Origin of the sequence: Sphaerospermopsis sp. FACHB-1194 (assembly GCF_014696235.1) — a bacterium.
Taxonomy (GTDB): domain Bacteria; phylum Cyanobacteriota; class Cyanobacteriia; order Cyanobacteriales; family Nostocaceae; genus Sphaerospermopsis; species Sphaerospermopsis kisseleviana.
Window position 1 is genome coordinate 61,754 of sequence record NZ_JACJPU010000019.1, and the last position, 26,854, is coordinate 88,607.

The 26,854-nt window shown below is 37.8% G+C and carries 28 protein-coding genes and 2 pseudogenes; 15 read left to right on the forward strand and 15 right to left on the reverse strand.

Annotation, left to right across the window (positions count from 1 at the left end):
* Nucleotides 1-334 precede the first annotated feature (334 nt).
* Complete coding sequence (locus H6F45_RS13010) at nt 335-1,756, forward strand: NADP-dependent isocitrate dehydrogenase (protein ID WP_190347367.1); 1,422 nt, start codon at nt 335-337, stop codon at nt 1,754-1,756.
* 181 nt (nt 1,757-1,937) lie between these two features.
* Here H6F45_RS13010 and H6F45_RS13015 read toward each other — a convergent pair whose 3' ends face one another.
* Complete coding sequence (locus H6F45_RS13015) at nt 1,938-2,168, reverse strand: type II toxin-antitoxin system RelE/ParE family toxin (RefSeq protein ID WP_272109810.1); 231 nt, start codon at nt 2,166-2,168, stop codon at nt 1,938-1,940.
* Nucleotides 2,169-2,219: 51 nt separating this feature from the next.
* Here H6F45_RS13015 and H6F45_RS13020 point away from each other — a divergent pair, with 51 nt between their 5' ends.
* Together H6F45_RS13020 and H6F45_RS13025 are read left to right on the forward strand one after the other, a co-directional pair.
* On the forward strand, nt 2,220-2,768 hold the full coding sequence (locus tag H6F45_RS13020; RefSeq protein WP_137666965.1) for a Uma2 family endonuclease: 549 nt from the start codon (nt 2,220-2,222) through the stop codon (nt 2,766-2,768).
* A 180-nt stretch (nt 2,769-2,948) separates the two neighbouring features.
* Nucleotides 2,949-4,469 carry a protein kinase gene (locus H6F45_RS13025; protein ID WP_347237733.1) on the forward strand — a complete coding sequence of 507 codons (1,521 nt, stop codon included), beginning with the start codon at nt 2,949-2,951 and terminating at the stop codon, nt 4,467-4,469.
* 51 nt (nt 4,470-4,520) lie between these two features.
* Here H6F45_RS13025 and H6F45_RS13030 read toward each other — a convergent pair whose 3' ends face one another.
* Genes H6F45_RS13030 through H6F45_RS13050 form a run of 5 tightly spaced genes read right to left on the reverse strand, consistent with a single transcriptional unit; the run spans nt 4,521 to nt 8,086 of the window.
* A complete protein-coding gene (locus H6F45_RS13030; RefSeq protein WP_137666967.1) occupies nt 4,521-6,284 on the reverse strand; it encodes a serine protease in 1,764 nt (587 codons plus the stop codon).
* The gene (locus tag H6F45_RS13035) at nt 6,285-6,776 is read right to left on the reverse strand and encodes a DUF3368 domain-containing protein (protein ID WP_137666968.1); all 492 of its coding nucleotides are present in this window, start codon (nt 6,774-6,776) and stop codon (nt 6,285-6,287) included.
* Nucleotides 6,760-7,014, reverse strand: coding sequence for a UPF0175 family protein (locus H6F45_RS13040; protein WP_137666969.1), 255 nt, complete (start codon nt 7,012-7,014; stop codon nt 6,760-6,762). Before H6F45_RS13040 ends, H6F45_RS13035 begins: the two co-directional genes overlap by 17 nt.
* A gap of 41 nt (nt 7,015-7,055) precedes the next feature.
* Nucleotides 7,056-7,685, reverse strand: a complete 630-nt coding sequence (locus H6F45_RS13045; protein WP_347237734.1) for a serine protease — start codon at nt 7,683-7,685, stop codon at nt 7,056-7,058.
* Nucleotides 7,682-8,086 (reverse strand): COP23 domain-containing protein, encoded by a 405-nt coding sequence (locus H6F45_RS13050; protein WP_190347368.1) that lies wholly within the window; start codon nt 8,084-8,086, stop codon nt 7,682-7,684. Before H6F45_RS13050 ends, H6F45_RS13045 begins: the two co-directional genes overlap by 4 nt.
* Nucleotides 8,087-8,296: 210 nt before the next feature.
* Here H6F45_RS13050 and H6F45_RS13055 point away from each other — a divergent pair, with 210 nt between their 5' ends.
* Nucleotides 8,297-9,019: a superoxide dismutase gene (locus H6F45_RS13055; RefSeq protein ID WP_190347369.1), complete on the forward strand. Its 723-nt coding sequence runs from the start codon at nt 8,297-8,299 to the stop codon at nt 9,017-9,019.
* A 103-nt stretch (nt 9,020-9,122) separates the two neighbouring features.
* Here the strand turns inward: H6F45_RS13055 and rsmG are convergent, their stop codons facing one another.
* Together rsmG and H6F45_RS13065 are read right to left on the reverse strand one after the other, a co-directional pair.
* Nucleotides 9,123-9,872 carry a 16S rRNA (guanine(527)-N(7))-methyltransferase RsmG gene (gene rsmG / locus H6F45_RS13060; protein WP_190347370.1) on the reverse strand — a complete coding sequence of 250 codons (750 nt, stop codon included), beginning with the start codon at nt 9,870-9,872 and terminating at the stop codon, nt 9,123-9,125.
* A 91-nt stretch (nt 9,873-9,963) separates the two neighbouring features.
* Nucleotides 9,964-10,635, reverse strand: coding sequence for an energy-coupling factor ABC transporter ATP-binding protein (locus H6F45_RS13065; RefSeq protein WP_096571929.1), 672 nt, complete (start codon nt 10,633-10,635; stop codon nt 9,964-9,966).
* Between the two features lie 299 nt (nt 10,636-10,934).
* On the opposite strand from H6F45_RS13065, the gene H6F45_RS13070 reads away from it, so the two are divergent.
* From H6F45_RS13070 to H6F45_RS13090, 5 genes are all read left to right on the forward strand, one after another.
* The gene (locus H6F45_RS13070) at nt 10,935-11,843 is read left to right on the forward strand and encodes a Sll0314/Alr1548 family TPR repeat-containing protein (protein WP_190347371.1); all 909 of its coding nucleotides are present in this window, start codon (nt 10,935-10,937) and stop codon (nt 11,841-11,843) included.
* 105 nt (nt 11,844-11,948) lie between these two features.
* Nucleotides 11,949-12,401: a DUF3531 family protein gene (locus H6F45_RS13075; protein ID WP_096571927.1), complete on the forward strand. Its 453-nt coding sequence runs from the start codon at nt 11,949-11,951 to the stop codon at nt 12,399-12,401.
* Between the two features lie 30 nt (nt 12,402-12,431).
* The gene (locus H6F45_RS13080; RefSeq protein ID WP_137669205.1) at nt 12,432-12,863 is read left to right on the forward strand and encodes an NUDIX domain-containing protein; all 432 of its coding nucleotides are present in this window, start codon (nt 12,432-12,434) and stop codon (nt 12,861-12,863) included.
* 89 nt (nt 12,864-12,952) lie between these two features.
* Nucleotides 12,953-13,519, forward strand: a complete 567-nt coding sequence (locus H6F45_RS13085) for a Uma2 family endonuclease (protein WP_190347372.1) — start codon at nt 12,953-12,955, stop codon at nt 13,517-13,519.
* Nucleotides 13,520-13,576: 57 nt separating this feature from the next.
* Nucleotides 13,577-14,137, forward strand: coding sequence for a Uma2 family endonuclease (locus tag H6F45_RS13090; protein WP_190347373.1), 561 nt, complete (start codon nt 13,577-13,579; stop codon nt 14,135-14,137).
* Nucleotides 14,138-14,251: 114 nt separating this feature from the next.
* Here H6F45_RS13090 and H6F45_RS13095 read toward each other — a convergent pair whose 3' ends face one another.
* Complete coding sequence (locus tag H6F45_RS13095) at nt 14,252-14,584, reverse strand: hypothetical protein (protein ID WP_096571923.1); 333 nt, start codon at nt 14,582-14,584, stop codon at nt 14,252-14,254.
* Entirely contained in the window at nt 14,584-14,985 is a 402-nt protein-coding gene (locus tag H6F45_RS13100) for a hypothetical protein (protein ID WP_096571922.1), read from the reverse strand. The genes H6F45_RS13095 and H6F45_RS13100 overlap by 1 nt, the downstream gene beginning before the upstream one ends.
* Nucleotides 14,986-15,115: 130 nt before the next feature.
* On the opposite strand from H6F45_RS13100, the pseudogene H6F45_RS13105 reads away from it, so the two are divergent.
* Nucleotides 15,116-15,709, forward strand: a pseudogene (locus tag H6F45_RS13105) (DUF3370 family protein); the annotation flags it as partial.
* A gap of 68 nt (nt 15,710-15,777) precedes the next feature.
* Here H6F45_RS13105 and H6F45_RS13110 read toward each other — a convergent pair.
* Nucleotides 15,778-16,083 carry a DUF4090 family protein gene (locus tag H6F45_RS13110; RefSeq protein WP_190347382.1) on the reverse strand — a complete coding sequence of 102 codons (306 nt, stop codon included), beginning with the start codon at nt 16,081-16,083 and terminating at the stop codon, nt 15,778-15,780.
* Between the two features lie 50 nt (nt 16,084-16,133).
* Between H6F45_RS13110 and H6F45_RS13115 the strand changes: the two genes are divergently transcribed.
* Together H6F45_RS13115 and H6F45_RS13120 are read left to right on the forward strand one after the other, a co-directional pair.
* Nucleotides 16,134-16,457: a hypothetical protein gene (locus tag H6F45_RS13115; protein WP_190347374.1), complete on the forward strand. Its 324-nt coding sequence runs from the start codon at nt 16,134-16,136 to the stop codon at nt 16,455-16,457.
* Between the two features lie 37 nt (nt 16,458-16,494).
* Nucleotides 16,495-16,878 (forward strand): hypothetical protein, encoded by a 384-nt coding sequence (locus H6F45_RS13120; protein ID WP_096571920.1) that lies wholly within the window; start codon nt 16,495-16,497, stop codon nt 16,876-16,878.
* Here the strand turns inward: H6F45_RS13120 and H6F45_RS13125 are convergent.
* The 4 genes from H6F45_RS13125 to H6F45_RS13140 all read right to left on the reverse strand — a co-directional run bounded on the left by H6F45_RS13125 (nt 16,862) and on the right by H6F45_RS13140 (nt 21,261).
* On the reverse strand, nt 16,862-17,143 hold the full coding sequence (locus H6F45_RS13125; protein ID WP_190347375.1) for a hypothetical protein: 282 nt from the start codon (nt 17,141-17,143) through the stop codon (nt 16,862-16,864). The genes H6F45_RS13120 and H6F45_RS13125 overlap by 17 nt on opposite strands.
* A 32-nt stretch (nt 17,144-17,175) precedes the next feature.
* Complete coding sequence (locus H6F45_RS13130; RefSeq protein WP_096572847.1) at nt 17,176-17,427, reverse strand: hypothetical protein; 252 nt, start codon at nt 17,425-17,427, stop codon at nt 17,176-17,178.
* A 116-nt stretch (nt 17,428-17,543) separates the two neighbouring features.
* Entirely contained in the window at nt 17,544-20,753 is a 3,210-nt protein-coding gene (locus H6F45_RS13135; RefSeq protein WP_242052611.1) for a phosphoenolpyruvate carboxylase, read from the reverse strand.
* A 289-nt stretch (nt 20,754-21,042) separates the two neighbouring features.
* On the reverse strand, nt 21,043-21,261 hold the full coding sequence (locus H6F45_RS13140) for a hypothetical protein (protein ID WP_096571918.1): 219 nt from the start codon (nt 21,259-21,261) through the stop codon (nt 21,043-21,045).
* 217 nt (nt 21,262-21,478) lie between these two features.
* Here H6F45_RS13140 and H6F45_RS13145 point away from each other — a divergent pair, with 217 nt between their 5' ends.
* The 3 genes and pseudogenes from H6F45_RS13145 to H6F45_RS13155 all read left to right on the forward strand — a co-directional run.
* Nucleotides 21,479-24,505: a DUF1574 domain-containing protein gene (locus H6F45_RS13145; protein ID WP_190347377.1), complete on the forward strand. Its 3,027-nt coding sequence runs from the start codon at nt 21,479-21,481 to the stop codon at nt 24,503-24,505.
* A 126-nt stretch (nt 24,506-24,631) separates the two neighbouring features.
* The gene (locus tag H6F45_RS13150) at nt 24,632-26,131 is read left to right on the forward strand and encodes an MBOAT family protein (RefSeq protein ID WP_190347378.1); all 1,500 of its coding nucleotides are present in this window, start codon (nt 24,632-24,634) and stop codon (nt 26,129-26,131) included.
* A 536-nt stretch (nt 26,132-26,667) separates the two neighbouring features.
* Nucleotides 26,668-26,854: pseudogene (locus H6F45_RS13155) on the forward strand (photosystem II q(b) protein); the annotation flags it as partial.

Below are 26,854 nucleotides of genomic sequence, written 5' to 3' on the forward strand. Positions count from 1 at the left end.
TAACTGCAATCTACGTCTGAGCTACCAATAATTTACCAGGTAAAGCAGGGGATGATCTGCGCCTCAAAGAAAGGGCAGGGGAAGCAGGGGAAGTAAGGGAGGAAAATTAAAAATCAAAAGTCAAAAAACAGGGAATAGGGAATAGGGAATAGGGAATAGGGAATAGGGAGAAAAATTTATTCTACCTCCTGCCTCCTGCCTTCTACCTCCTGCCTCCTGCCTCCTGCCTTCTACCTCCTGCCTCCTGCCTCCTGCCTCCTGCCTCCTGCCTCCTGCCTCCTGCCTTCTGCCTCCTGTAACTCCTTGAAATTATTCTATTTGGAATGTGTTAACTATGTACGACAAGATTACCCCCCCGACAACTGGCGAAAAAATTACCTTCAAAAATGGTGAACCCGTTGTTCCTGACAATCCTATTATTCCCTTTATTCGTGGTGATGGCACAGGTATTGATATTTGGCCAGCTACAGAAAAGGTGCTTGATGCTGCGGTAGCAAAAGCATACAACGGCAAAAGAAAAATTAGCTGGTTTAAGGTTTATGCTGGTGATGAAGCTTGTGATTTATACGGCACTTATCAGTATTTACCCCAAGATACTCTCACCGCTATTAAAGAATATGGCGTTGCAATTAAAGGACCTTTGACTACTCCGGTAGGTGGTGGGATTCGGTCTTTAAATGTGGCATTACGTCAAATTTTTGACCTGTACGCCTGTGTGCGTCCTTGTCGTTACTATGCAGGAACTCCTTCCCCACACAAAAACCCGGAAAAATTGGATGTGATTGTTTACCGGGAAAATACGGAAGATATTTATTTGGGGATTGAATGGAAACAAGGTAGTGAAATAGGCGATCGCCTCATTTCCATTCTCAACAATGAACTTATCCCCGCTACCCCAGAACACGGTAAAAAGCAAATTCCCCTGGATGCAGGTATAGGAATTAAACCCATCAGTAAAAGCGGTTCACAACGTTTAGTTAGACGTGCCATCAAGCACGCTTTACAACTGCCCAAGGTCAAGCAACAAGTAACATTGGTGCATAAAGGCAACATCATGAAATACACCGAAGGCGCTTTTAGAGATTGGGGTTATGAATTAGCAACCACCGAATTTCGTAATGAATGCGTTACCGAAAGGGAATCTTGGATCTTAGGAAATAAGGAGAAAAACCCTAACATTTCCTTAGAAGAAAACGCCAGAATGATCGATCCTGGTTTTGATGCTTTAACACCAGAGAAAAAAGCACAAATTGTTAAAGAAGTGGAAACAGTTCTGAACTCAATTTGGACAAGTCATGGTGATGGGAAATGGAAAGAGAAAATCATGGTAAATGATCGCATTGCCGATAGCATTTTCCAACAAATTCAAACCCGACCAGATGAATATTCAATTCTGGCTACAATGAACCTCAACGGTGATTATTTATCCGATGCTGCTGCTGCTATTGTCGGTGGTTTAGGTATGGGACCAGGGGCAAACATTGGCGATTCCTGCGCCGTTTTTGAAGCTACCCATGGAACAGCACCAAAACACGCCGGTTTAGATAAAATTAACCCCGGATCTGTGATTCTTTCCGGTGTCATGATGCTAGAATATATGGGTTGGCAAGAAGCCGCAGATTTGATTAAAAAAGGTCTAGGTGCAGCCATAGCTAATGGTGAAGTTACTTATGACTTAGCGCGGTTAATTGAACCACCTGTAGAACCTTTGAAATGTTCTGAATTTGCTGAGGCAATTATCAAACATTTCGGTTAATTGCGGTTAATTTCTATTAACTAAAGGGGCGGGTTTTTCCCGTCCTATTTGTCAGAATCAGGATGTCCAGGATTTAAGGATGAACAGGATTCAATACTTTTCCATGAAGCCCAAAAAATAAAATTCTGTAGGTTGGGTTGAGGAACGAAACCCAACATTTATAGACAATCGTTGATTATTCCTAACTAAATACATCAGGTAAATTTCTTGCACCATGTACAACACGCACAACTTCTATACCATCTTCGATTTCACGGTAAAGAATTAAGTAGCTTCCAACAGGAAAATAACGCATTTCTGGAGCAATATCAGGTCTTGCTTGACCAATATCAGGATTTTTTGCCAAAAGTTGACTTTTTTCCTCTATTTGGTCAAGAATTTTATCAGCCACTACTTGATTATCAGCAGCAATATATAGTCATAATATCAATAATATCTGTGTTGAAAAGGAGAATAGATAATTATGGTAATGATACCAATTAAAGAAGATGTATTAAAAAAGTATTCCTTAGAAGATTGGATGCAAAGTTCCCCAGAAGGTACAGAATGGGTAAATGGGGAATTATTGGAGAAAGAAGAAGTGACATTGAAACACAGTCGGGTACAAGCAAAACTAGCTACTTACTGGAGAAATTACAAAGATTCTAGTGAACAAGGTGGAGAAGTTTATACAGAAGCACCCTGTCGCACTCATCAACAAGGTCGTCGTTCTGATGTTGCTTATCTTACTCCAGAGTTGATGCAGCAGTTTGGTGAACCTGCTGTTTTACCTCAAAGTTTTCCCCTCGTAGCAGAAATAATTTCTCCTACAGATTTAGCAGAAGATATGATTGCTAAATCTCAAGAATATTTGCAATCAGGAAGTGAGGAAGTTTGGTTAATTTTTCCTGAAAATCGTTGGATTATTGTAATTACTAAAAATCAACGTCTTGTGTTTATTGCTGGTGAAATAGTGAGGACTCAAATTGTATTACCAGGGTTTAATATTGCAGTAGATGAATTATTGGGTTAAGACAACAGAATTATTAGGGGAAGACATATTACCAGGATTTAGTTTGAGTTTAGATTGTTATTAATCTGCTCAATTTTCACCACCAACTAACCGACTCAGATCATTATCCACAGCACCTAAAGGTAAAATTTGTGCCATAATGAACCTTAAACGGGGGGAAAATAACTTCCAGGGTACAGAGTGAATCTTGGTATGAACAGCATGAAGATAGGTGGACGTTACGAGTACGACGAAAATCACAACCAATTGGGAAAAGGTGGATTTGGAACTACCTTTTTAGCGAAAGATACCAAACGACCGGGAAACCCTCTTTGTGTTGTCAAGAAGTTTACACCACCCAGTACAGAACCAGATACTTCTTTAAAAAAACTTAAAGAATTTTTTGACCAAGAAGCAGAAATTCTAGAAAAACTAGGAAAACATGATCAAATACCCACTCTTTTAGCTCATTTTGCAGACAATCAAGAGTTTTTTATAGTTCAAGAATATATAGAAGGCCATGATTTGAGTGATGAATTAACATCATGTCCAAAAATGAGTGAATCTGATGTTATTAAACTCCTACTAGAAATTCTAGAAGCATTAGAATTTGTGCATAAAAATGAAGTTATACACAGAGATATTACGCCACGTAATATTCGCCGTCGTCAGTCAGATAATAAAATTGTCCTGATTGATTTTGGTGCAGTTAAGCAAATCAGCACGCAGGTGGTAAATAATCAGGGACAAATTACTTCTACTTTAATTATTGGTACTACTAAGTATATGCCACCTGAGCGAAAAAGAGGTATTACAACATTTAGCAGTGATATATATTCAGTGGGAATAATTGCCCTACAAGCACTTACAGGCTTGCATCCTGAAGAATCGACAGATAACAATATAGAAGATAACAATACATTAAAAATTGTTTGGCGTGATCATGTCAATGTTAGTCCGAAACTAGCAGAAATTTTAGATAAAATGGTCGAATCTGACCCAATTAAGCGTTACCATACAGCAAAGGAAGCATTAGAAGCACTTAGATGTTTATCATTCTCTAATGATACAGTTAACCAAAATCAAACTCTTGAGTCGAATGATAAAGGTATTGTTCGAACTGTCGTTGTGGCTCTTAATAAAAATAGCAATAGTTTAATCCAAGTATTACTTGTAGTAATTCCCCTTATTATCTTTACAATCATTGCTACAAGTACAATCATTTTCATTCCTAAAATGATTACACAAAGAGAAAATTTCTTACCTTATGAAAACAGAAAATATGGTATCAAAATAATTAAATATCCAGAATCATGGTCTCCCCCAGATATAGAAAACCCGGTTACAGGAGAATTTGTTACTTTTCTATCACCTAAACAAAAGAATGGAGATCAGTTTCAAGAAAGGTTGACAATCAGCGTAGAAGAGAAGTTTTATGGTACATTGGAGGAATTTACTAATTCTAATAAAAAGGAAATTAAAAATTCTTTGGTAAACGCAAATATTCTTGAGGAAAGTCAAACTACTTTATCTAATAGACTAGCTACAAAGTTAGTCTATTCTGGTCAAGCCGAGGGATATAATTTTTCTTTCAAGAATATGCAGATTGTAACTTTAAAAGGTGATCGGGTTTATAAAGTTACCTATACAGCCAAAATAGATGATTATGAGCATTTTCTCAAAACAGCAGAAAGTATGATTAAATCATTGAAAATTGATTAATTATCTGAATCAGGATTAATAAGACTTTAGCATTCAGAGTATTAGTTAATCTCATTGACTCTGAAACTGATTCAGCAATTGTAAAGTTTTTTGATACTCTATCTGATTACCTTGTTGCTGAAATAGGTTTACTGCCTTCTTCATGTCATCTATACTCCCCTTTTTATCTCCCAATAAATAACGAACAGATCCCCTTGCGCTGTAGAGTTCGGCAGAGTTAGGATTAAGTTTGAGAGCTTGGTTGAAATCAGCCATTGCCCCTTGTTTGTCTCCCAAGCCAATACGTACAGCACCCCTTCTGGCATAAGCAAGGACTAGGTTGGGATTAATCTTGAGAGCTTGGTTGAAATCGGTTATTGCAGTTTTTTTGTCTCCTAATTTATAACGTGCTGTACCTCTTCCAATGTAGGCTAAAGCATCATTTGGATTTACCTGGAGGGCTTGATTGAAAGCAGTCAATGCCTCTTGATGATCTTCCAATTCCAAGTATCTAAAACCATCTCCAGTGTAGGTTTTAGTTGGGTTGAGATTTTGTAAAGGTTGCTTATAATATTGAGATATTTTCGCCTGTAACTTGGGATCAAGGTCAGGATTAATTTTGAAGGCTTGCTTGAAATCTTCTATGGCTGCTTGTTTTTCTCCTAATTCATAACGGGCAATCCCTCGCAAAGTGTAGGCAATAGAGTAAGCTTCCTCATTGTTAGGGTTAATCTTGATGGCTTGATTGAAATCCGCTATGGCTGCTTTTTTGTCTCCCAGATCATAACGGGCTGTACCGCGACCTATATAGGCTATGGCATCATCGGGATTAATCTTGAGGGCTTGATTAAAATCGGCAAATGCGCCTTGGATGTCTCCTGTTTGCAAACGTATCAAACCTTGCCTGTTATATGCTTCTGTAGATTTGCGGTTAAGCTCAGATTGTTGATAATGATCAACAATAGCAGCCTGTAATTTTGGATTGAGTCGAACAGCTTCATTATAGGCGACTATTGCCCCTTGATAGTCTCCTTTTTGATATTTATCCAAAGCCTGGATTAAGAAATCATCAGCTTTGGGTGCTGTGGACACTCTCTGAGGAGGTGGACTCACACCAAAATCTATCCCAGATTTAGCCGACCGTCGCAAAAAAGTATTAATAGGAATGCCCAAATTAAAACCTGATTTAATATACCTAACTGTAGGATTAATATTTGAGGTTTCTATCTTTGCTTTTGCTTCATCTCCCCTTCCATGAACTCCTATTAATTCACCTTTATCATTAAACACGGGTCCACCACTCATCCCTGGTAAGGTAATATTGCTATACACCAAAGCATAGCCATCTTTAAGTGGTCTAGAAGCATTCGCCGTAATTTTGCCATCAGTGAAATTATAAATTGAGCGAGAAATCGAATTAGCTTTAGCTATTGGAAATCCTGCTACATAAGCTATTCTCCCTTCTGGAGATTGATCAGAATCACCGATTTTAGCAACAGGGTAATTACTGCTGCTAGTAAATTGGAAAATAGCTAAATCTACTTCCGGTAAAAAAGATTTAACTGTGTTGTAGTTGAGTGGATAGCGTTTACCATCTGGAGTGACTATTTCAGCTTTATTCCCAGAGACAACATGAGCAGCAGTAAGAACGGTGTAAGTCTTGCCTGAACGCTTGATAATTACCCCTGAACCAGGAGTTATACTCTCAATTAAAACAGTGATTTGTTTTGCTCTTTTCGACACCTCGGTTGATGATAGTGCAAAAGCTGTTTGAGTTTGTACCAGGGCGATTGATACCCCTATCAATGCTGCTGGAATTGTGTATTTATAATTCATTTATTTTGTCTCCTTTTTTAAAATCTGAGATAATAAATCGGGTGCAATATGAAACCCAGCTTCTTCGCGTAACTGGTTAATCACCAATGGCAGTGAAGAAATCTGTCCATTACGTGATGCACGTATAACTACACCTAATATTCCTGTAACTTGTAAACCGAAACTTTTAGCAATTCTTCTCCCATCTCGTTCATCTAAAATTATCCAATCTGCATCTAGCAACAATGCAAGTGCAATTGCTTCTGCTTCACCTTTGTCTAAATCTCGCTGTAATAGCTGTACCAAAGATGGATTATTAACCTCCCGCACTTGAAGCCATCCTGCAATTAGGGCTTCTCGCAGGTGATCAGAACCTGGTAGCATTTCTTCTACTCGCAATTCCTCTAATACAGCCTTTGGGATCAGTATCTCCCCAAATTGTTGGCGTAATAATTCTAGCTGATCTATAATTGCCAGATTCAATAATGGCGAAGTATTACTGACCACTGGCATAGTTTAAATCATCCTCCAATTCAGCCAATTCATAGTGTCTATTAATCCCACGTTCTCCTAATAATTTACCAAATTCATATTTTCCCATAGCAGCTAACTCTCTAGCCTTACCAAAAGATAATAGTTCTTGGCTATAGAGAGCTAATGCTAATTCAACCAATAATTCCTGTTCTATACGTTTTTCCGGTAGTCGAATTGCTGCAATTACAGAATCGGGAATAGACAGTTGCACACTCATAATTATTTACCCATCAATTAATTCAATTGCTGATATTTTAATTATCTATGAAAATGCGAATTAGATATCTGTAATTTTCCCATATTTTGTATTACCTGATCCATTGGTACAGCCCAACTCAAACGGATAATTTGCTGATGTAAATTTTCTTCTGCTTGCTCACCATCCATAAATAAAGAGGGAACATCCCATAAAGGATAAGCGTGCATACCATTCACACCGACAACTTCACCACTTTTATTCAATAAAGCTCCTCCACTCATTCCCTTTTCTAAACGGTTGGTATATCCCACTTGATAACCTTGTTCTAAAGATTTTTCTAACACTAAATAAACCTTACCACTATTAAACACAAATTTAATTTCCTCAGTTTCTTCCGGCACAGGAAAACCAGCTACAAATACTTCATCACCTACCTTGGGAACATTACCCAAAGCAGCTATAGAATAATCTTTTTTAATACTTGTAAATTGTAATATTGCTAAATCATAGTCTTTAAAATTTATATTTTTTATTAAACTTGCTTGATAAATTTTACCATCTGGTGTTTGAATACGATAAGGGGGATTATCTGCTCTCAAAACATGGGCATTAGTTAATACTGTATAAACTGAATTTTGTTTATTCAGTAATATTCCTGAACCTAAGAAATCTGTTGATAATATCTTCACAGAAATGGCTGCTGCTTTTTACTACTTGTACAGTTAGGATTTTGGCTAGTACCTGCACAAACTACAGGTTCACCATTCAGTGTTCCAGTGGTAATATTTTTGAGTGTACCGTTGTCATTGCTTCTTTGAAATCTTTTAGATACTTCTACACAACGACGTTGAGCAGTCCAAGGTGGTGGAAAATAGTTATTGGAAGTCCAGCGAACTATGGTGACTTTTCTACCATCTTGAGTCCGAGCAAATGTGACAGGTACACCCTTACTCTTGCCACAGTAAAAGGTTGCGCTTCCTGCATAGCTGGGTTGGTTGCTAACTGCGGTTGTGGCTAATACTGTCAAGGATGCTAGGGTGACAGTTCGCGTTACTCCTATCCACACTTGACTAAATAAGCTCTGTGTCATAAGTTTAGGCAATTTTTCTGTGATTAACGTGATATTGTTATAATCACAATTATAACTGATACTTACAGAAATTTACAGGATAGGGTTTTGTCAAATTAGGTGCATAAACTTGATAAATAATCTAGGGGAAGTAAAACTCACAATTCCTCAATCAGCTTTTGCAGTTATGATCTAAAACAGTGTGCAAATCTACCAACTGCAAAAAGACTTATGAGTTTAAATCGTCGTCATTTCTTGGTTTTACTGGGTGCTAGTGCGGGTGCTTTTCTTCTTGATAGTTGCGCTTCTGCGGAAACCTCTCCCCCCAGAACATCAACTATTGAACTACCTCCTTTACCCTACGCTTACGACGCACTAGAACCACATATTGATGCAAGAACAATGCAGTTTCATCACGATAAACATCATGCAGCTTATGTGAATAACTTAAATAAAGCTTTGGACAAATACCCAGAACTGAAAAACAAAACTGTTGAACAACTACTGCAAAATCTGGATAATGTCCCCGCAGATATTAGAACTACAGTCAGAAATAATGGTGGTGGTCATGTTAACCATTCAATGTTTTGGAAAATCATGAAACCTAATGGTGGTGGTGAACCGACTGGAGAAATAGCAACTGCAATTAATGATAATTTTGGCAATTTTGCAGATTTTAAAAAACAGTTTAATGAAGCTGGTGCAGGTCGTTTTGGTAGCGGTTGGGTTTGGTTAGTTCGCAATAAAAATGGTAAGTTAGAAATTACAACTACTGCAAATCAAGATAGTCCTTTAATGGAAGGTAAATATCCCATTTTTGGTAATGATGTTTGGGAACACGCTTATTATTTAAAATATCAAAATCGTCGTCCTGAATATTTAGAAGCTTGGTGGAATGTGGTTAACTGGGATGAAATTAATCAACGGTTTGCAGATGCAAGTAAAATAGAGTAATTCGTAATTCATAATAATTCATAATTCATAATTGGTAATTGATTTATAAACACAACCAATTACCAATCACCAATCACCAATCACCAATTACCCATTACCTAATTTACAAAGGTTTTTGTGTTGGTATACCCACAGGACGAGGAAAACTCACAGGTGTATGTTTTACCTTCCTTAAATATAAACAATGACGAATACTATTACTTAAAGGAGTGGTAAACTCATCAATTAATTCAACTTCTCCCCCTAAATGATATACCGCATTTTCTAAACTTTGATTTTCTTCCTTTGTCCAACTTCCCCGATAAATAACTGCTAAACCACCTTTTTTCACTAAAGGTAAACTATATTCAGCACAAGCAGAAACACTACCCACTGCACGAATCACAGCTAAATCATAATTTTCTCGATGTTTACTTTCCTGTCCAATTTCTTCCACCCTCCCGACAATTGTTTTCGCATTGATAAGAGGAAGATCCGTTAAAACAGAGTCAATAAAATTAATTTTTTTGCGAGTAGAATCTAACAAAGTCACCTGAGAATTAGGGAAAATAATCGAAATTGGTAAACCAGGAAAACCAGCACCAGTACCAATATCAATTACGGATGCACCTGGATGAAGAGAATCAATAAAATGCTGTTTTGGTGCAACTCCCCTTAACGAATCCCAAAGATGTTTTTCCCAAAATTCTGACGCTTCAGTAATGCGAGTTAAATTCACATAACGATTAGCTTCAATAACCAATTCATAGAGTTTTTGCAATTGATTTTGTTGATCATTTGTTGGTTGCAAATTTAACGTTTCTTGCCAAACTTCCACCATTTCAGGTAAACTAAATACGGACTCTAAACTCATATTCACTCAATTAATTATCTCAAAATCTTTGCGTTCTTCTCTGCGACTCTGCGCCTCTGCGTGAAACTTTTTAAGTTTTAATTCAAATGTTTCACTTCCCAACTGTTTCTGCAATTTTCTTTTCTAAAGTTTTAGGATCAACAGATTCCAAAACACCATGATTTAAAGTCCAACAACTGTCCGCTATTGGTAACATATCCCCTGCATCATGTGTAACAACTAATAAAGTCCAATCTTTTTTCAATTTTGCTAATAAATTTATTAATTGACGACGAATAGACCAATCTAAACCGGCTGTAGGTTCATCTAATAATAATAAATTTGGTTGGCGAATTAATTGAACTGCTAAAGCTAAACGTCTTTGTTGTCCACCGCTTAAAGCATGGGGTGAGGTAGAAAATGATAAATGATCTAATCCTACTTCTCTGAGTGCTTGATGAACTCGTTCTGTACCTAATTCGGGATGTCCTAAACGCAATTCTTCCAAAATTGTACCACCGCAAAAGTGCCTTTCGGGAAATTGAAAGACAATTCCCGCTAATTGTTGCAGTTGTTCTGATATTAGTGGTTGTTCTCTCCAAAATGCAGCACCGGAGGTAGGTTCAACTAATCCTGATAAAATTTCTAATAAGGTGCTTTTACCAGAACCACTAGGACCTATGACTAAACCTAGCTGCTGTGGTGGTAATTCCAGGTTAATAGATTTAAGAATTGCTGTGGGACAAGCTGTGGGGTGATAAGTTAGATTTCTGAGATAAAGCATTTGTTAAAATTACCAGATAGTCAGCGAACAACTGATGAACAACTGATGGACTAAAAGCAAAGTTACGTAACCAAAACCTGATCCAGCAGCAACAAACATTCAACTTTTTCTATTTTGACAGAATTACACAAAAAAAATCGCTACAATCAGCGAGGAATCCTGATGAATTTTCAATAGTCTAGATAAATTGGATTTTTTTGGATTTTTTTGCTAAGACAGAAGCGTTTTTTTGGTTAAGCATTTTTTGATTTTAAGTAATACATAAGACAAGTTCAACCGTAATAATTCTGTGTTTTATTATGTCTAAACATTTTTTAGGATTTCCTCTGGTTTCTACAGTTGCTTTTGCTACTACGTTAATCTTAAATTTGTGGGTAAATCCCTCATTAGCGGGTGATCCATTTCGCAGTAGTGAACCTCATAAAATTGGCGATCGCACTGAAGCAGCGTTTAAAGCGATTTTCCAACAAGGAAATTATCCTGTTGCAGAGGATCACCTGAAAAAAGCGATCGCTGATGAACCCGATGAACCTTTAGCTTATGCTTTAAAAGCATCTTTAGCTTATACTAATCAAGATTTAGTAGGATTGGAAAAGTACAGCAAAAAGACTTTAGAAGCTGGACAAAAATTGATTGCTACTAACCAATTACGTGGTAATTTATACACTGGAGTAGGCAATTTTTTAGAAGGTGCTGTCATTATTACCCGTGAAGGTACGGTTAATGGTGCATCAAAGGCATTTACTAGGTTAACAAGAGTGTATGAATATTTAGATAGAGCAGAAGCTATTAATGCCAATGATCCAGAGTTAAATTTAATTAAAGGCTATATGAACTTAATGTTAGCCGTTAATTTGCCTTTCATTAGTCCTGATCAAGCGATTGAACAACTGGAACAAAATGCAGCACCTGGATATTTAGTAGATAGGGGTATTGCTTTAGCGTATCGGGATTTAAAAAAATATCCCCAAGCATTAAAATATGTGGATCGTGCTTTGAAAAACACCTCTGACAACCCAGAAATTTATTATCTCAAAGCGCAAATACTGTATTTACAAGGTAACAAGGAAAAAAGTCAGAATGTGGTTAAAGAAGCGATCGCATATTTTGAGAAAGCGTTAACCAAAAAATCCCAACTTCCTGCTAGTCTAGTCAAACAAATTGAATCCGAACGCAACCAGGCTAAAAACCGACTCAATAATATATGATGATTTAGTCATTAGGAAAGAAGGGAACAGGGAACAGGGAACAGATAATTATTTATTCTCTTTCCCAATCACCAATCACCAATCACCAATCACCAATCACCAAAAATGTACATTCAATTCCGCGAATTTAATCCCTTTGACGTTTGGTTCTGGATCAAATTTAGTACCATTCCTTCCCAACAAGAAAAACAATATGTAGAAGAAGTATTTAACTCTTGGTTTTATTTGGGTAAACTAGGAGGGTTCAACGCTGAAAACTTGCAAGTTCAAGAAACAGGTTTGGATTTAAGCTACATGGATTATGATAACCAAGGTTATGATCAAAGTATGTTAGCTTTAATGCACAACATGGGTGAATTTGAATATGAAGGAAAATGGGGAAGATGCTGGTTTGATTTAGGAACAAGTGATGCGATCGCCTTAGATATTCTCATCAACGCACTATCTCAATTAAGTGAAGAATACGTCACCATAGAAGCATTATATTTAGGTGGTGAAAACGAAGATTGGCCAGTAGAAGATAGTGAAACTCGCGCTTATTCCCTTTACGATAATTAATCATTCAAATAACAACAATTACTCACAACAATGAATCAACCAGGTGAAATTAGAGTCATAGTTTTAGCATTAATTAAAGATGGTGACAGAATCTTTGTTTCTGAAGGATATGATCCGACAAAGCAATCAACATTTTATCGTGCTTTAGGTGGAGGAGTAGAATTTGGTGAAACCAGTCGCATAGCATTGGAACGAGAATTTCAAGAAGAAATACAAGCTGATTTAACCAACATTCGTTATTTAAGTTGTATCGAAAACCTGTTTATATTCGATGGTAAACAAGGACATGAAATCATCCAACTTTATCAATGCGACTTTGCAGATCCGAAATTTTACCAAATTGAAAGTTTAACCTTTTCCGAAACACCAGAAAAGAAACATCGTGCTTTATGGGTAGAAATTGAAAAGTTTAAATCAGGAGAACTAAGATTAGTACCAGAAGTCTTTTTTGATTATTTGTAAACTCAGATCCCCGACTTCTTGGAAAAGTTGGGGATCTATTTCAAGAAATGATATAATTAACAAATAACATCAACTAACGAGAGTGAACTATGTCTACTAAACTATTAACCAGACGTTTCACAGTTGAACAATATCATCAAATGAATGCAGCAGGAATTTTAACAGAAGATGATAGAGTAGAATTAATTAACGGAGAAATTATTGAAATGTCACCAATAGGAAGAAGACACGCAAGTTGTGTAAGAAGATTAATTAGTACATTGTCTCAATTGTTGCTTCCATTAGCAATAGTTGATTCTCAAAACCCCATAACTTTAGATAATTTTTCCGAACCGCAACCAGACATAGCATTACTTAAACCCCGTGAAGATTTTTATGAATCTGCACATCCTCAACCATCGGATGTATTATTATTAATAGAAGTTGCAGATAGTAGTTTTGAATATGATCGAGATATCAAAATTCCTCTTTATGCAGCTAATGGTATTATAGAAGTTTGGTTAGTTGATATCATCGAACAAAAAATCATCGTTTATCGTCAGCTTACAGAAAATGGATATAGTCAAATCACAACCTTTCAACGTGGTGAAATTCTAGATATCCTCGCATTTCCTGAAATTAAAATTACCGTTGATAGCATTTTAGGAACAAAATAATTATAGAAACAAATTATAGAAATAATTAACCAATATCATCAACAAAGAGAGTGAACTATGTCTACGAAATTATTAACCAGACGTTTCACAGTTGAACAATATCATCAAATGAATGCAGCAGGAATTTTAACAGAAGATGATAGAGTAGAATTAATTAATGGAGAAATAATTGAAATGTCACCGATAGGAAGAAAACACGCATCTTGTGTCAATCGTTTAAACTCTCTTTTTTCACAGTTACTAGGTAAAAAAGTAATTGTTGCTGTACAAAACCCCATAACTTTAGATAATTTTTCCGAACCCCAACCAGACATAGCATTACTTAAACCCCGTGAAGATTTTTATGAATCTGCACATCCTCAACCATCGGATGTATTATTATTAATAGAAGTTGCAGATAGTAGTTTTGAATATGATCGAGATATCAAAATTCCTCTTTATGCAGCTAATGGTATTATAGAAGTTTGGTTAGTTGATATCATCGAAAAAAAAATCATCGTTTATCGTCAACCTTCAGAAAATGGATATAGTGAAATCAACACCTTTCAACGTGGTGAAATTTTAGATATCCTCGCATTTCCTGAAATTAAAATTACCGTTGATAGCATTTTAGGATAGAATCAATGACCAATTACCAATTATCAATTACAAATTACAAATTACAAATTACAAATTATCAATTACCAATTACCAATTACCAATTACCAATTACCAATTATCAATTATCAATTATTAATCATATCTATCCTTTTTCAATTTAATCACCAGCATGACATTATCATGATGCTGACCACCAATAATATCTTTGAGGTGAATTTTTCCATCAATATATTGTAAATGAATCCGCCACCCTGATATTTTATTAATATCTGCACGGTAAATAGCTTGTTTAATACCCGCTACCTTATGTAATCTGGTTTTAGGAAAATTTCTAGTTCGGTGACATTCATTATCTTCTAACTCAGCTAAAGCTTCCAGAAAATCAATTTTCAGATATTCTGGAAGAATTTTCATTGCTTCATGAATGACACCATATTCATCTAACAGAGGTTTAATTTGTGCCATTAACAACACTGAATTTCTAAAGCTGGGTTTTCTTCTACCGTGAAATCTTGATAAATCATTTCTGCAACTGCATTATAAGCTTGTTGTGCATTTTCTTGATTAACTAATCTAAATAAAGTGATTAAAATACAACCAAAAATTGGATCATCATCAATAGTTAAAATTATTCTTTGTTGATCGTTAATTTTCAGACAATATATAGTAGAATCATAGTCATGATTTAGTTTAATGTTTCTGAGTTGTTCACTATGTTCATAAAAAGAATTATTAATTAAATTATTTTCAGATGATAACAATTCAAAATTTCGATTCATTTCCTTAATAATTCTAAACTTCTCTGTATCTGTAAACTTTTCTAAATCTTTTTCAAAATCCTTAGTAGATTCAATGAGTATATCCATTTATTGAACTCCTGAGTCGAAATGACTGGGTTACTTTAAATTTACACGCATTACAGAAAATCAGAAATTAACCTTCCATATATTGTATCCAGTTCATAACATTCGGAAAAACTGACTGGAAAAATCAAATATGGGAATTTTGCAAGCCAAAAACCACATCCTCAAACCTGTATTCATCATCATATCAGGATTAGCGATTACTCAAACTATCGGCTGTACAACTTTCAATAGCTATCATCAAAAAAATCAAGTAAACGCTCAAACACCTACAAAACCAGCACCACAAGAAATTGTGCAAGTGGGAGAAATACGTCCTTTACCTGGTAGTTTAGATAAAATACCGGTTTTTAATAGCAACAGTCCAGAATGGATCAAAAATGAAGGTATTCTACTTTCTACTTTTACACCTAATAAGAAAAAAGTTCCAGCCGCACATTTAAACTTTCCCATTCAAGGCAGATTTGATCTATTTGCTCATCATTATACCCACACTCCCAAGGATTTACAAACCTTATATATAGGAGTAATTTTACACAACCCTAGTAAAAAACCTATCACCATTAACGTTTTACAAGGTGCGAGTTATTTAATGACAGAAGCACCTTTTGTTACCTTACAACCCTACATAGAAAATAACGATGGTAAAGCATTTTCTGGACCAGGTGCGAGAGCAGTAGCGGATGTTTTGCGGGGAGTACGTCAAAAACAATTTCCGGCGAAATTAGATTTTGTGTTGGGTTACGCTGTTGCTAACCCAACCTACTATTCTAAAATCCAAAATCTAAAATTGTATTATTTACTACCATAGAAAAAGGCAACTTCTTTTTCTTTTAAAGGAGCAAATCCAGCATCAACCAGCTTTGCGTCTAACTCAGCTTGGGGAATATGCTTTGCACCAATACGGACGATCCGAGAACGCATAGTATTAGATACACCACTGCGTTGTCTACCAGCTTCTAAACCCATGACTTGATTATATAGTTCCAACTTAGCAGCAGGAATAGGAGAACCGTCAAAATCAATTCCTTGTGCGATCGCTACATCAACAGCATCAGCACCTGTAGTAGCTTGATTTTTTACATTAGTTTCAGTCGTCATGGCTATTAAATTCTCAAAGTTATAAGTATATATTACCAGGTCATTGGGCATTGGGCATTGGGTTATTAGTCTTCCCCAGTCACCAGTCACCAGTCCCTCACAAGGGTAGGTATTTTACATTGTCGTCAGGGCAAGACTTGGTGGACAAGGTGGACAAGGTGACAAGGGAGGAAAACAGTACAAAGTCTGTATTCTTAGTCACAAAAATAGTCCGTCAAAAAACCATTGTCCGTATAAAATCTTCCTTGTCCACTTTCCTTCCTTGTCTTCCTAGTCCTGCCTCAACAGATAATATTAAAAACCTACCCCTGTCAGGTCCCCAGTCACCAGTCCCCAGTCCCCTACACTTGCCACTTTGGGAAATTTTAGTTTAATCTCGAACCAGCGGTATAGCCATTTTTAGGTGATGCTATGTCTGATGCCCACACTCCTCGTAACAAAGACCGCAGCCTCGAACAAGCTCTAACTAACAAAATTATCGACGATTACTTCGAGAATTCTGAAAGTTGGCTGAGAGCAATTTTGCGGATGTGTATTTTCTCCCTCTCTAAAATCAATGGAGAATCCGTTTTTATCGTCGAATGTCCGAATCAAGCCGTAGCAAAGCGCCTGAGTCGTAAAACTTATCCATTTCGAGGAATGGTATATTTTTTAACTGATAATTTTGATGACCGCGATCGCACGTTATTTTGTTATAAAGACGAACGGAAGGGAAATTGGCGATGTTTTGATACTAGCACCAATACTTGGCAATCTTTAAGCAGTCTGCAATCATCTACTACTCCAATGGAATAGGGACTGGGGACTGGGGACTGGTGACTGGTGACTGGGGACTGGTGACTGGTGACTGGTGACTGGGGACTGGTGACTGGGGACTGGGGACTGGTGACTGGTGACTGGTGACTGGTGACTGGTGACTGGTGACTGGGGACTGGTGACTGGTGACTGGTGACTGGTGACTGGTGACTGGTGACTGGGGACTGGGGACTGGTGACTGGTGACTGGTGACTGGTGACTGGGGACTGGTGACTGGGTAATCAATTTTATGTTTTCTAATCAACTATTCCCAATTCCCAATTCCCAATTCCCTAATTAATAACTTTTACGTACTATTGACCCGCCAACAAACGCCCCTAATATTGTACCTGTCCATATTCCAGCTATACTACCCTGCCAAATTGCTCCAGGTGTGACTACGACATTACAAACTTGCTGGAAACCCCAGCCTTGAGTTTGACATTTTTGGTTATGCAACATGGAAGTAATTTGTGCAGCCATTAAACCACCAAAAAAGCCAGATGATAGGGCTACAAAAGTACAAATTAGAATGCGTTTTTTGATCATTGTGATTGGTGATTGGTGATTGGTGATTGGTGATATGGGGGGATTGGGAGAAATAACAATATCTTCTCTTACACTCTTTCTTTCTGTCACCTGTCACCTGTCACCTGTCACCTTCTTCAACCAGTATTTCTCATTCCTGCGGCAATACCGTTAATAGTTAACAATGCTCCTCGCAGTAACTCCCCTTTGCTGTAACGAGAGTGAATTATTCCTGGTGTGGTGCTGTTCTTGTACTGTCGTAGGCGCTTGAGTAGAGAAACTTGAATAAATCCTAACGGTACAATTGTTCCATTACGTAACTGTACTGAACGCTGCAAAATCGGATCACCGTCTAAAAGTTTTTGGTGTCCGGTAATTTTTAAGACTAAATCCCTGGTGAGATAGAACTCACTAGCAATTTGCTCAAACACTTTCTCAAAACGATGTTTGTCTTCAGGGTTAGACAATTCCTGTACGTAATGTCGCGCCATTTCCATGTCTACTTTCGCTAAGGTCATTTCTGCTTTAGAAATCACCATTTTGAAGAAAGGCCATTTGACATAAAAGTAACGCATTAATTTTAAGTGTTCTTCCGGTTGCTCGTTCAAGAACTCCTGTAAAGCTGTACCCACACCATACCAGGAAGGTAACAAGAATCGGGTTTGTGTCCAACTAAATACCCAAGGAATCGCTCGTAAACTGCTTAAATCCTTTTTACCAGATGGTCGTCGCGCTGGACGAGAGCTAATTTGCAGTTGGCTAATTTCTTCGATGGGGGTAACTTGATGGAAGAAGTCGATAAAATCGGGTTGTTCGTAAATGAGAGCGCGATAATGTTGACGCGACGCATGAGCTAATTCTTCCATAATCTCATTCCAAGGTTCAATATCATCAAACCCGGTTTTCAACAAACTAGCTTGTACAACTGCACTGGTAATAGTTTCAACGTGATACAGAGCTAGATCCAACAAAGAATATTTAGAAGCTAAAACTTCTCCCTGTTCAGTGATCTTGATCCGTCCATTAATACTATGTCCTGGTTGGGCTAAAATCGCCTCATAAGCAGGTCCACCACCACGACCTACCGATCCCCCCCGTCCGTGGAAAATTCGCAGGTTTAAACCGTATTCTTCCGCAATTCCTTGCAGGGATTTTTGGGCTTTATGAATTTCCCAGTTACTACTTAAAAAGCCTGAATCTTTGTTACTGTCAGAATACCCTAACATCACTTCTTGCAAGTTGGGGTTGAGGATGGAAGATTGGGAAATAGGGAGACTTGCACTGAGCGACTTGTACTGAGCCTGTCCTGAGCCTGTCCTGAGCCTGTCCTGAGCCTGTCCTGAGCCTGTCCTGAGCCTGTCCTGAGCGGTGTCGAAGGGCGGTGTCGAAGGGCGGTGTCGAAGGGCGGTGTCGAAGGGCGGTGTCGAAGTGTGGGGAGATGGGGAGGAGTTGTCAGGGTTAATTTCTGCATAACCCCCAGCTAAGAAAGCACGATACAATGGTAGTTCAAACAGTTGTCGCATCACGCTTCTAGAGCGTTGTAAGTCTTCTACAGTTTCAAAGAGTGGTACAACACGAATAGTTCCTACAGCGATCGCTGGATCAAATAACCGCGCTTCCTTCGCTAACAGCAGCACTTCCAAAACATCGCTAACTTCCCTGCACATACTGATAATGTAAGTTTGGCAGATGTTAATGCCAAATTCTTGTTGCAGCGATCGCACCACCCGGAAAGTTTCAATTACATCATTAGTTTTTTCCGAAAATGGTAATTCTGCGGGAATTAACGGCCGTCTGGTTTGCAATTCTCCTGTTAACCAAGCTACCCTTTGTTCTTCTGTGAGTTCGTTATAAGATTGGGGTAAAACTTGTAAGTATTCAAGAATTTCATTAATCGTATCAGAATGACGAGATGATTCTTGACGAATATCTAACTGGGTAAGATTAAAGTCGAAAATTTCTACCTGACAGATCAGATGATCTAATTCTCCACAACTTAAACCTGTTTCCGTCAAATTGCGTTGAATTAATCGCAGTTCCGCTAAAAATTCCCCCCCAGAACGATACATGGGAGAATCTTCATTGCTTGGTGTTTCCCGATTATATAAAGCCAGATTGCGATCGCGGGTATTTTCCAACCTTCTTAACACATAAGCCAGCTTTAAGCGATAAGGTTCTTGACGATAACGCAAAGCTAACGCATCGTAGACATCACTCAAAATAGATTGATCTAATTCTAACGACTCCAACAAATCTGGAAGTACATCACTCCAGTGCATAGACACACTTAATAATTCAATCAGATGCTTCACCGATTGAATGTATCTCTCTAAAACCATTTTCCGCTGATAACAAGCGGTTTTCCAAGTAACTTCCGGTGTTACCGATGGGTTTCCGTCTCTATCTGAACCTACCCAAGAACCAAAAGAACAGAAATTTTTACTGGGTGGTTCTAACCAAGGAAATGTTTGTTTTAGAGAGTATGTGAGACGTTTGTAAAGTTGGGGAATACCATCAAATAACACTTCTTGGAAGTAGTGTAAAGCATAATCTACTTCATCCAATACAGTTGGTTTAAACTGATGTAATTCATCAGTACGCCACCATAGACGAATTTCTTCTAATAATCGCTCTTTCACCTCTGCTGCTTCCCAAGGATAGCCACCAGAACGAGTTTCTGCGCTATCTAACTGTTGTAAGAGACTTACAACTTGTCGCTGCTTATCGCGGATCGTGTGGCGGACTATTTCCGTGGGATGGGCGGTGAAAACCAACCGAATATCTAGTTGAGAAATTAAACGCTGAATTTGCTGGGGTGGTACATTCAGTTTGAATAATAGAGGAAATAAAGCTGCAAATGTACCTTTTTGTGTAGCTGGTGTTGTATCAGTCCAACTATGAAATATGGGATTTCCTCCCCATGACTTAGTAACAGGTACGTCGTCTTCTCGTTGGTTAGTCGAATAAACAATATTGGGAATATTTTCCTGATCTATGCTGTCTGAGTCAGAATAGCGGCTTAACTGTTGCTTTTGTTCATATTCCTGCTCAATGATATTAATCAATTGAAAATAAAGAGCAAAAGCACGAGCAGCACGAATGGCCTCGTTAATATTTAGCTGTTCAATTAGTTCCACAGCTGACGAGGCTTGATCATTGGTAGCTTGTCCTTCCGGTGAACACAAATCACGCAACTGCCGTAATAGATCCACCATTTTTTGGCCGCATTCTTGCCGCAATACCGACTCCCACAATTCTTCTACTATCTGTAGACGATGACGTAAAAATAATTCAGACATAGGGTAGATATTCGCTGATGGCGAGGAGGAGTATAAAATAGAACCCATATTCTTTGCTCTAGTAAAGCCAATTAATGCCTACAATTTTAGTTTTTTGCTTTTTGCTGTACCAGGGAACTGGTGATTGGTGATTGGTGATTGGTGATTGGTGATTGGTGATTGGGAAAAATATAATAATTACCCATTACCCATTACCCATTACCCATTACCTATTACCAAAGAAATACCACAATCAGAAAATGAATAAATTGAGTGATGAGGATTACCCAGAGCCAATAAATGGTTATATATAGTAGTTGTTAGCTGTTGTTAGATGTTGTTAGCTTTGGTTTAGTTACTACTGATCTGGGAAGTTGAGAATAGGTAGACGATCGCCTCTAAATACCTCTTCACTAGCTTCTCCTATAGCTTTGAGTGCTTCACCAGTTGCTTTATCTGCTACAAGTAGCAGTAGCATAGATGCCGTAGCTATTTGTAAGAGACCAGATTGGGGAATACTAAAAAAGAGCCAATTTAATCCGGGGGTTGGTGATGGGTGTTGGGTTACAGATGACATTGCTAATTCTTGATGATGGCCAGATGAGTAAAATAGACGCAAAACTCAATCTTGAGAGGACGTGCAACCTTGTAAGACTATCTTTGCCGATTTTGCAAGCTCCAATGGTAACAAAATTGTTAAAAAGAAACTGCAAAATGTGATAAATCTATGGTTCTAGTTTACAAGTACAGGCAAAATCCCCCAATCCTCGCTTCCTGTTAAAGTTAACTTCATAATGAAAACATTATTACTAGATCGCCAGCAAACCTTAGTGCAGTGGGTAAGCCAAGCAACAGGAATTAACACTTTCAGGGTGAAAGTTCGGTTGCTAGGAAATGACCTGCATATCCTTTGTGAAGGTACAGACTGTCCAAAACGTTGGCACACACTCTATGACTTGTTGCAAGCACTTGGAAAAACAGATTTAGATAGTCTCACAAATGAGGAACAATCCTCAATATACCAAGTATTGGTCTATGGTCGAAAGAAAGGAGAACATCGTCCTCAATGGTGTCATAGAGTCTATTTAAATCAATTAGATCGACATCTAGAGCAAGCAGAACAAGCACTTTTATTAGAAACCAAAAAATCTAGACTACCTGGTGGGGCGCTGATCGTCTCTAATGAAAGTTTGGCACGACAAGGCAACCCCGATGCGATCGCTCGTTATCTGAGTGAAAACCTAAGTAAGTTGGGTGTAGCAGTACAGGTTAAAAGCAAGCCCTACGAGTCTAAAGCCAACTCTCAAAAAACAGGTAATCGTCTCTGGATATTTTGCCAATCAACTTATAGTCCTGATGCCACATTATTAGCTGAACCAGTAGCCCAACAGTTACGACATCTCAAGCTGGCTGGTTATCAAGATGCTGTTATTGTCTCCCAAGTTCGGGGTGAAAGTGAGCCAGATTGGCGGTTAAGGGTGGATTTAACCCCACCGGAAACCATGCTCAAAGAATGGGCGCGTTGGGGAGATATACAAGCGATCGCTCGTTTGTTAACTGAAGTTTTATCAGATTTCCAAGTTACCGTTCAAGCTTCTTTAAAAGAATTTACCTTACATATCTTTTGTACTCCAGCAGTTGACCCTTTAAAAAATGCTCCTGCACCAGAAAAGGAAGTTTGTTTACCTTTAATTATCTCTCAGTTAGAAAAAATCGCCCCCCAAGGCATTCTGTCCGCTGCTGTCTACGGACAAAAAACAGAAGATAAACAACCTGCTTGGGTAGACTGGTTATCTTTACCCGCTGCACAACATCCCGCCTTAGCAACATCCAGCTTAGAATTAGGTGCTGCCGGGGATGAACCAGCGATCATTTTCCTACTGGAGCGTCTGTTAAATCAGGATATGGATTGGCGGTTAAAAACAGGCGGCATTCGCGTTTTATTACTGCGTAAGGGTGATTTACTACACATTATGTGTGATGCGCCCAATTGTCCCAAACGCCAGCAAGTAGCCAGCAAAGTCACCCAATTTATTCGTCAACTCAGTATTGTCGGTGTTACTGGTGTGAGAATTTATGGTCGCCGAGCCGGTGATACTGAACCTGTTTGGCATCATGGAGTTGATTTTGGACATCGCCACAGATTAGTACCAGAAGCTACACCCGAATTTGCAGCTACGGTAGAATATGTCAGTGATTTACTGCCTAAGCAAACCAAAAAGCCAATTTTGCGTCCTGATTTAACAACTCAGGAAGTTCAAAACTTGGTAACTGAAGTAACACAAGATTGGCTGAAAACTGCTCATCAACAAGTCAGAAACTTACTTTTAGCAAGCCAACTGTTTACAGCAACTAACCAATCAACTGAGCAAAATCCCGATGAACAAGGACTCTGGGGAAGTTTGATCTGGGTAGCTTTGGGATTAATACTCGTACTCCAAAGTGATTGGATCTTAGGTGACGTTACTACTAAGATTGGACAAAATACACCCAAAGTTACTGGTGTTTTAACATCTCCATCCTCACAGTCTCAGGTCTCTTTAACATCAGAAAAAAATCAAAGTCAAAGAACAACATTTTTTACCAGCAATAACAACACAACATATTCTCAGTTTGGTAATTCTGCTTTTAATGCTTCTGCATTTACCCCAGCTGATGATACTCCATCAACAAATCTACCTGCCGCACCATTAAAACAAAAAGCCAATGCTACTGCTATTCTCTTGGCTGCAAGATCAAATTTACCCAGTTTTAATGCTAGGCAATTAGATGAACAATTCGCACTTTATAAACAGCGTCTAGCAACAGATGGAAAGCCACCAGATGTCCTAATTATCGGTTCTTCTCGTGCTTTGAGAGGAGTTGATCCTGTTGCCCTTTCTAAAGCCTTGTCCACTCAGGGTTATCCCAAAGTTGACGTATTTAATTTTGGTATTAATGGTGCTACAGCCCAAGTTGTAGAATTTATCATTCGTCGAGTTTTACAACCCTCGGAATTACCAAAAATGATTATTTGGGCAGATGGTTCTAGAGCTTTCAATAGTGATCGCAAAGATATCACTTTTAATGCTATTGCTGCTTCCAAAGGCTATGAAGAGGTATTAAAAAGAGCTACACAGCCTGTTAACAATAATTCATCCAGCCAACAAGCAAATGCAGTGAAAGATAAGCTAACTAAAGATACACCAGTAAATGTTAATACTTATCAAGTGACTAATGATTTTTTAAATCAAGCTTTAGTTGGTATATCTGCCAGCTATGAAAATCGGGGACAAATCAAGGCTTTATTGCAAAAACAACTTAACTATTTACCAGTTATTAATAACTCTCAGCAAGTCAACTCAAAAACCGAATTGACCAGCGATACACAAGAGCAAAATTCCCAAGCAGCCGTTGATTTTGATGGCTTCTTGCCCTTATCTATTCGTTTTAATCCTGCTATATATTATCAAAACCATCCCAGAGTAGCTGGAGCTTACGACAATGACTATAAAGATTTTCAACTAGCAGGTAATCAAGACACAGCTTTAAAATCAATGATAGAGTTTACCAAAAATAAAAAAATATCATTAGTGTTTGTCAATATGCCATTAACAGGAGATTATTTAGACCCAGTGCGGTTAAAATATGAACAAGAATTTCAAAAATATATGTTAGATGCTTCCACTACTAATAGCAATTTTATCTACCGCGATTTAAGCCAAATCTGGCTCAAAGCACATGACTACTTTTCTGACCCCAGTCACCTCAACCGCTACGGAGCTTATGAATTATCTAAAAGGTTGGCTATTGATCCGATGATACCCTGGAGTTTTAAATAAATGGTGATTGGGGATTGGTGATTGGTGATTGGTGATTGGGGACTAATAACTAATAACTAATGACTAATAACTAATCACTAATAACTAATCACTAATAACTAATGACGAATAACTAATAACCAAAGAATGAAATTTATATCACCTTTTTACGCGCTGTTTTTGCTGAGTATTCTTTGTATTTACTGGACTGTAAGCGAACAAAAATTAAGATTATGGACAATACTGGTAGCTAGTATTGTATTCTACTCATCTTGGAATATTCAATACTTACCATTACTATTGGTACTTACTTTTATTAACTTTCGTATAGGCTTGGAAATCGGGGAAAATACCTCACCAGGTAAACATTCCCAAGATTGGCAACTTTCTAATGAAGAGTGGCAAATTGCTCAATCTGACTGGAATCTTAACCGTCTCAAAATTTTGTGGTTTGGGATTATTTTCAATGTAGGATTGTTATTAGGTTTTAAATATCTACCTATCATATTTAAATGGATATTTGAGATAAATATAAATTCTCCAGATGCCCCATTTAAATTAGTTACACCCTTGGGAATTTCCTTTTTTACATTTGAGTGTATTGCTTATTTAATAGATGTTTATCGTGGAGCGCCGGCTACTGAACAATTTGTGAAATTTGCTGCCTATAAATTATTTTTTGCTAAATTAATTTCTGGACCAATTACCCGTTACCATAACTTAGCAGTTCAACTCAATACTCTAAAATTGCCTAATGTTGATAAATTATCAGAAGCTTTATGGTTAATTGCTAGAGGTGCGGTTAAAAAAGGCATTATCGCTGATAATCTAGGAATTTTTGTAGATTTATGTTTTGGTAATTTACCAAGAGCAGGTAGCACAGATTTGTGGTTAGCTACTGTGGCTTATGGTTTACAATTATATTTAGATTTTAACGGTTATGTAGATATTGTCCGTGGTACTGCTTTACTTTTTGGTTTAGTTTTACCAGAAAATTTTGATTTTCCTTACTTCAGTACCAGCATTGCCGATTTTTGGCGACGTTGGCATATAACTTTAGGTGATTGGTTACGTAATTATCTTTACTTTCCTTTGGGTGGTTCTCGTCAGGGGTTGATGCGTACCTGCTTAAATTTATTCATTGTGATGATAGTAGCGGGTATTTGGCATGGTTCTGCCTGGGGTTTTGTAGTGTGGGGTGCGTTGCATGGTTTGGCCTTAGCTGTTCATCGTCTCACAGATGCTATGAGCGATCGCTCAAAAATTCTTTACCTATTTTGGCACAACCCTGTCGGTATAATTTTCGCTTGGTTGTTAACCCAGTTCATGATTTTCACCTCTTGGATCTGGTTTCGTCTCCCCAATATTCAAGATTCTGCTTTAGTTATACAACACCTTTGGGGTCATAGTGCGGATTCACAGTTTATTGAAAAAGTCTATGTCGAAGCCTTAAACAGCACTCCTCACCAACTAACATGGTCATTGGTGTTGATCGTTGTTGTCATGAGTATAGCTTATGGCTTTAAACGAAGCATGAAATTAGAGTTGAGTTGGCCGATAAAACTGGTTTTTGTACCTTTATGTTTCTATGCAGTTTGGTTACTAGCTCCTGAAGGCAGTTTACCTTATATCTACTTTGATTTTTAGGGACTTCCAAATAAAAAAAATATCCAATCCAATTAATTATAAGAAAATCGAGTGAGCCAAAACCACGCCCGATAAAGTATCTCCACCAAGTTCCGATACTTTATCGTACTTTAGGCTGTGGATGTACGCGAACGGACTGCCCCAGACCTCTCCAAAATAGAATGTATTAATTTGTCATAAGTTGTAGGGGCGAAGCTTATGGGCGATAATTTAAGGTAAAAATCAGATATCTAGATATCCCATAAGCTTCGACCTGACCCCATAAAGCCCCCATAATTTCTTTTCTGGAGATGTCTAATGGTTAATCTGTTTCGTTGTTGGGTTGCCAATGATTGTAGTAGCTACTTTAGTAAATCGCTTTGATCCTAATTTCTAAACAAATCTAAAGTTTTGTAAACTTAATAATAAGTAAAAGTTATTACTTTTATAAATTTTAATAAAATAATCAATGTTACAAAACTCGTAAACTTATGCTAACTTTATAAGAACAGGAAATAAATTACCTGTGTTTTTAACAAAAACATCGCACTCATAAAATGACCACAACCATTCAACAGCGCCAAAGCGCCAACGTATGGGATCGTTTCTGTGAATTTATCACCAGCACCAACAACCGCCTTTACATCGGCTGGTTCGGTGTATTAATGATCCCCACCCTGTTAGCAGCAACCACTTGCTTCATCATCGCATTTATCGCTGCTCCTCCCGTTGACATCGACGGCA

Excerpts from the sequence above, each read along its gene's own strand:
- H6F45_RS13010 (WP_190347367.1), top strand. The coding sequence starts at position 335 with ATGTACGACAAGATTACCCCCCCGACAACTGGCGAAAAAATTACCTTC.
- H6F45_RS13150 (WP_190347378.1), top strand. The coding sequence starts at position 24,632 with ATGAAATTTATATCACCTTTTTACGCGCTGTTTTTGCTGAGTATTCTT.
- H6F45_RS13075 (WP_096571927.1), top strand. The coding sequence starts at position 11,949 with ATGTACATTCAATTCCGCGAATTTAATCCCTTTGACGTTTGGTTCTGG.
- H6F45_RS13090 (WP_190347373.1), top strand. The coding sequence starts at position 13,577 with ATGTCTACGAAATTATTAACCAGACGTTTCACAGTTGAACAATATCAT.
- H6F45_RS13080 (WP_137669205.1), top strand. The coding sequence starts at position 12,432 with ATGAATCAACCAGGTGAAATTAGAGTCATAGTTTTAGCATTAATTAAA.
- H6F45_RS13145 (WP_190347377.1), top strand. The coding sequence starts at position 21,479 with ATGAAAACATTATTACTAGATCGCCAGCAAACCTTAGTGCAGTGGGTA.
- H6F45_RS13140 (WP_096571918.1), bottom strand. The coding sequence starts at position 21,261 with ATGTCATCTGTAACCCAACACCCATCACCAACCCCCGGATTAAATTGG.
- H6F45_RS13030 (WP_137666967.1), bottom strand. The coding sequence starts at position 6,284 with ATGAATTATAAATACACAATTCCAGCAGCATTGATAGGGGTATCAATC.
- H6F45_RS13135 (WP_242052611.1), bottom strand. The coding sequence starts at position 20,753 with ATGGGTTCTATTTTATACTCCTCCTCGCCATCAGCGAATATCTACCCT.
- H6F45_RS13040 (WP_137666969.1), bottom strand. The coding sequence starts at position 7,014 with ATGAGTGTGCAACTGTCTATTCCCGATTCTGTAATTGCAGCAATTCGA.
- H6F45_RS13120 (WP_096571920.1), top strand. The coding sequence starts at position 16,495 with ATGTCTGATGCCCACACTCCTCGTAACAAAGACCGCAGCCTCGAACAA.
- H6F45_RS13050 (WP_190347368.1), bottom strand. The coding sequence starts at position 8,086 with ATGACACAGAGCTTATTTAGTCAAGTGTGGATAGGAGTAACGCGAACT.
- rsmG (WP_190347370.1), bottom strand. The coding sequence starts at position 9,872 with ATGAGTTTAGAGTCCGTATTTAGTTTACCTGAAATGGTGGAAGTTTGG.
- H6F45_RS13100 (WP_096571922.1), bottom strand. The coding sequence starts at position 14,985 with ATGGATATACTCATTGAATCTACTAAGGATTTTGAAAAAGATTTAGAA.
- H6F45_RS13020 (WP_137666965.1), top strand. The coding sequence starts at position 2,220 with ATGGTAATGATACCAATTAAAGAAGATGTATTAAAAAAGTATTCCTTA.
- H6F45_RS13110 (WP_190347382.1), bottom strand. The coding sequence starts at position 16,083 with ATGACGACTGAAACTAATGTAAAAAATCAAGCTACTACAGGTGCTGAT.
- H6F45_RS13065 (WP_096571929.1), bottom strand. The coding sequence starts at position 10,635 with ATGCTTTATCTCAGAAATCTAACTTATCACCCCACAGCTTGTCCCACA.
- H6F45_RS13085 (WP_190347372.1), top strand. The coding sequence starts at position 12,953 with ATGTCTACTAAACTATTAACCAGACGTTTCACAGTTGAACAATATCAT.
- H6F45_RS13070 (WP_190347371.1), top strand. The coding sequence starts at position 10,935 with ATGTCTAAACATTTTTTAGGATTTCCTCTGGTTTCTACAGTTGCTTTT.
- H6F45_RS13035 (WP_137666968.1), bottom strand. The coding sequence starts at position 6,776 with ATGCCAGTGGTCAGTAATACTTCGCCATTATTGAATCTGGCAATTATA.
- H6F45_RS13095 (WP_096571923.1), bottom strand. The coding sequence starts at position 14,584 with ATGGCACAAATTAAACCTCTGTTAGATGAATATGGTGTCATTCATGAA.
- H6F45_RS13055 (WP_190347369.1), top strand. The coding sequence starts at position 8,297 with ATGAGTTTAAATCGTCGTCATTTCTTGGTTTTACTGGGTGCTAGTGCG.
- H6F45_RS13130 (WP_096572847.1), bottom strand. The coding sequence starts at position 17,427 with ATGATCAAAAAACGCATTCTAATTTGTACTTTTGTAGCCCTATCATCT.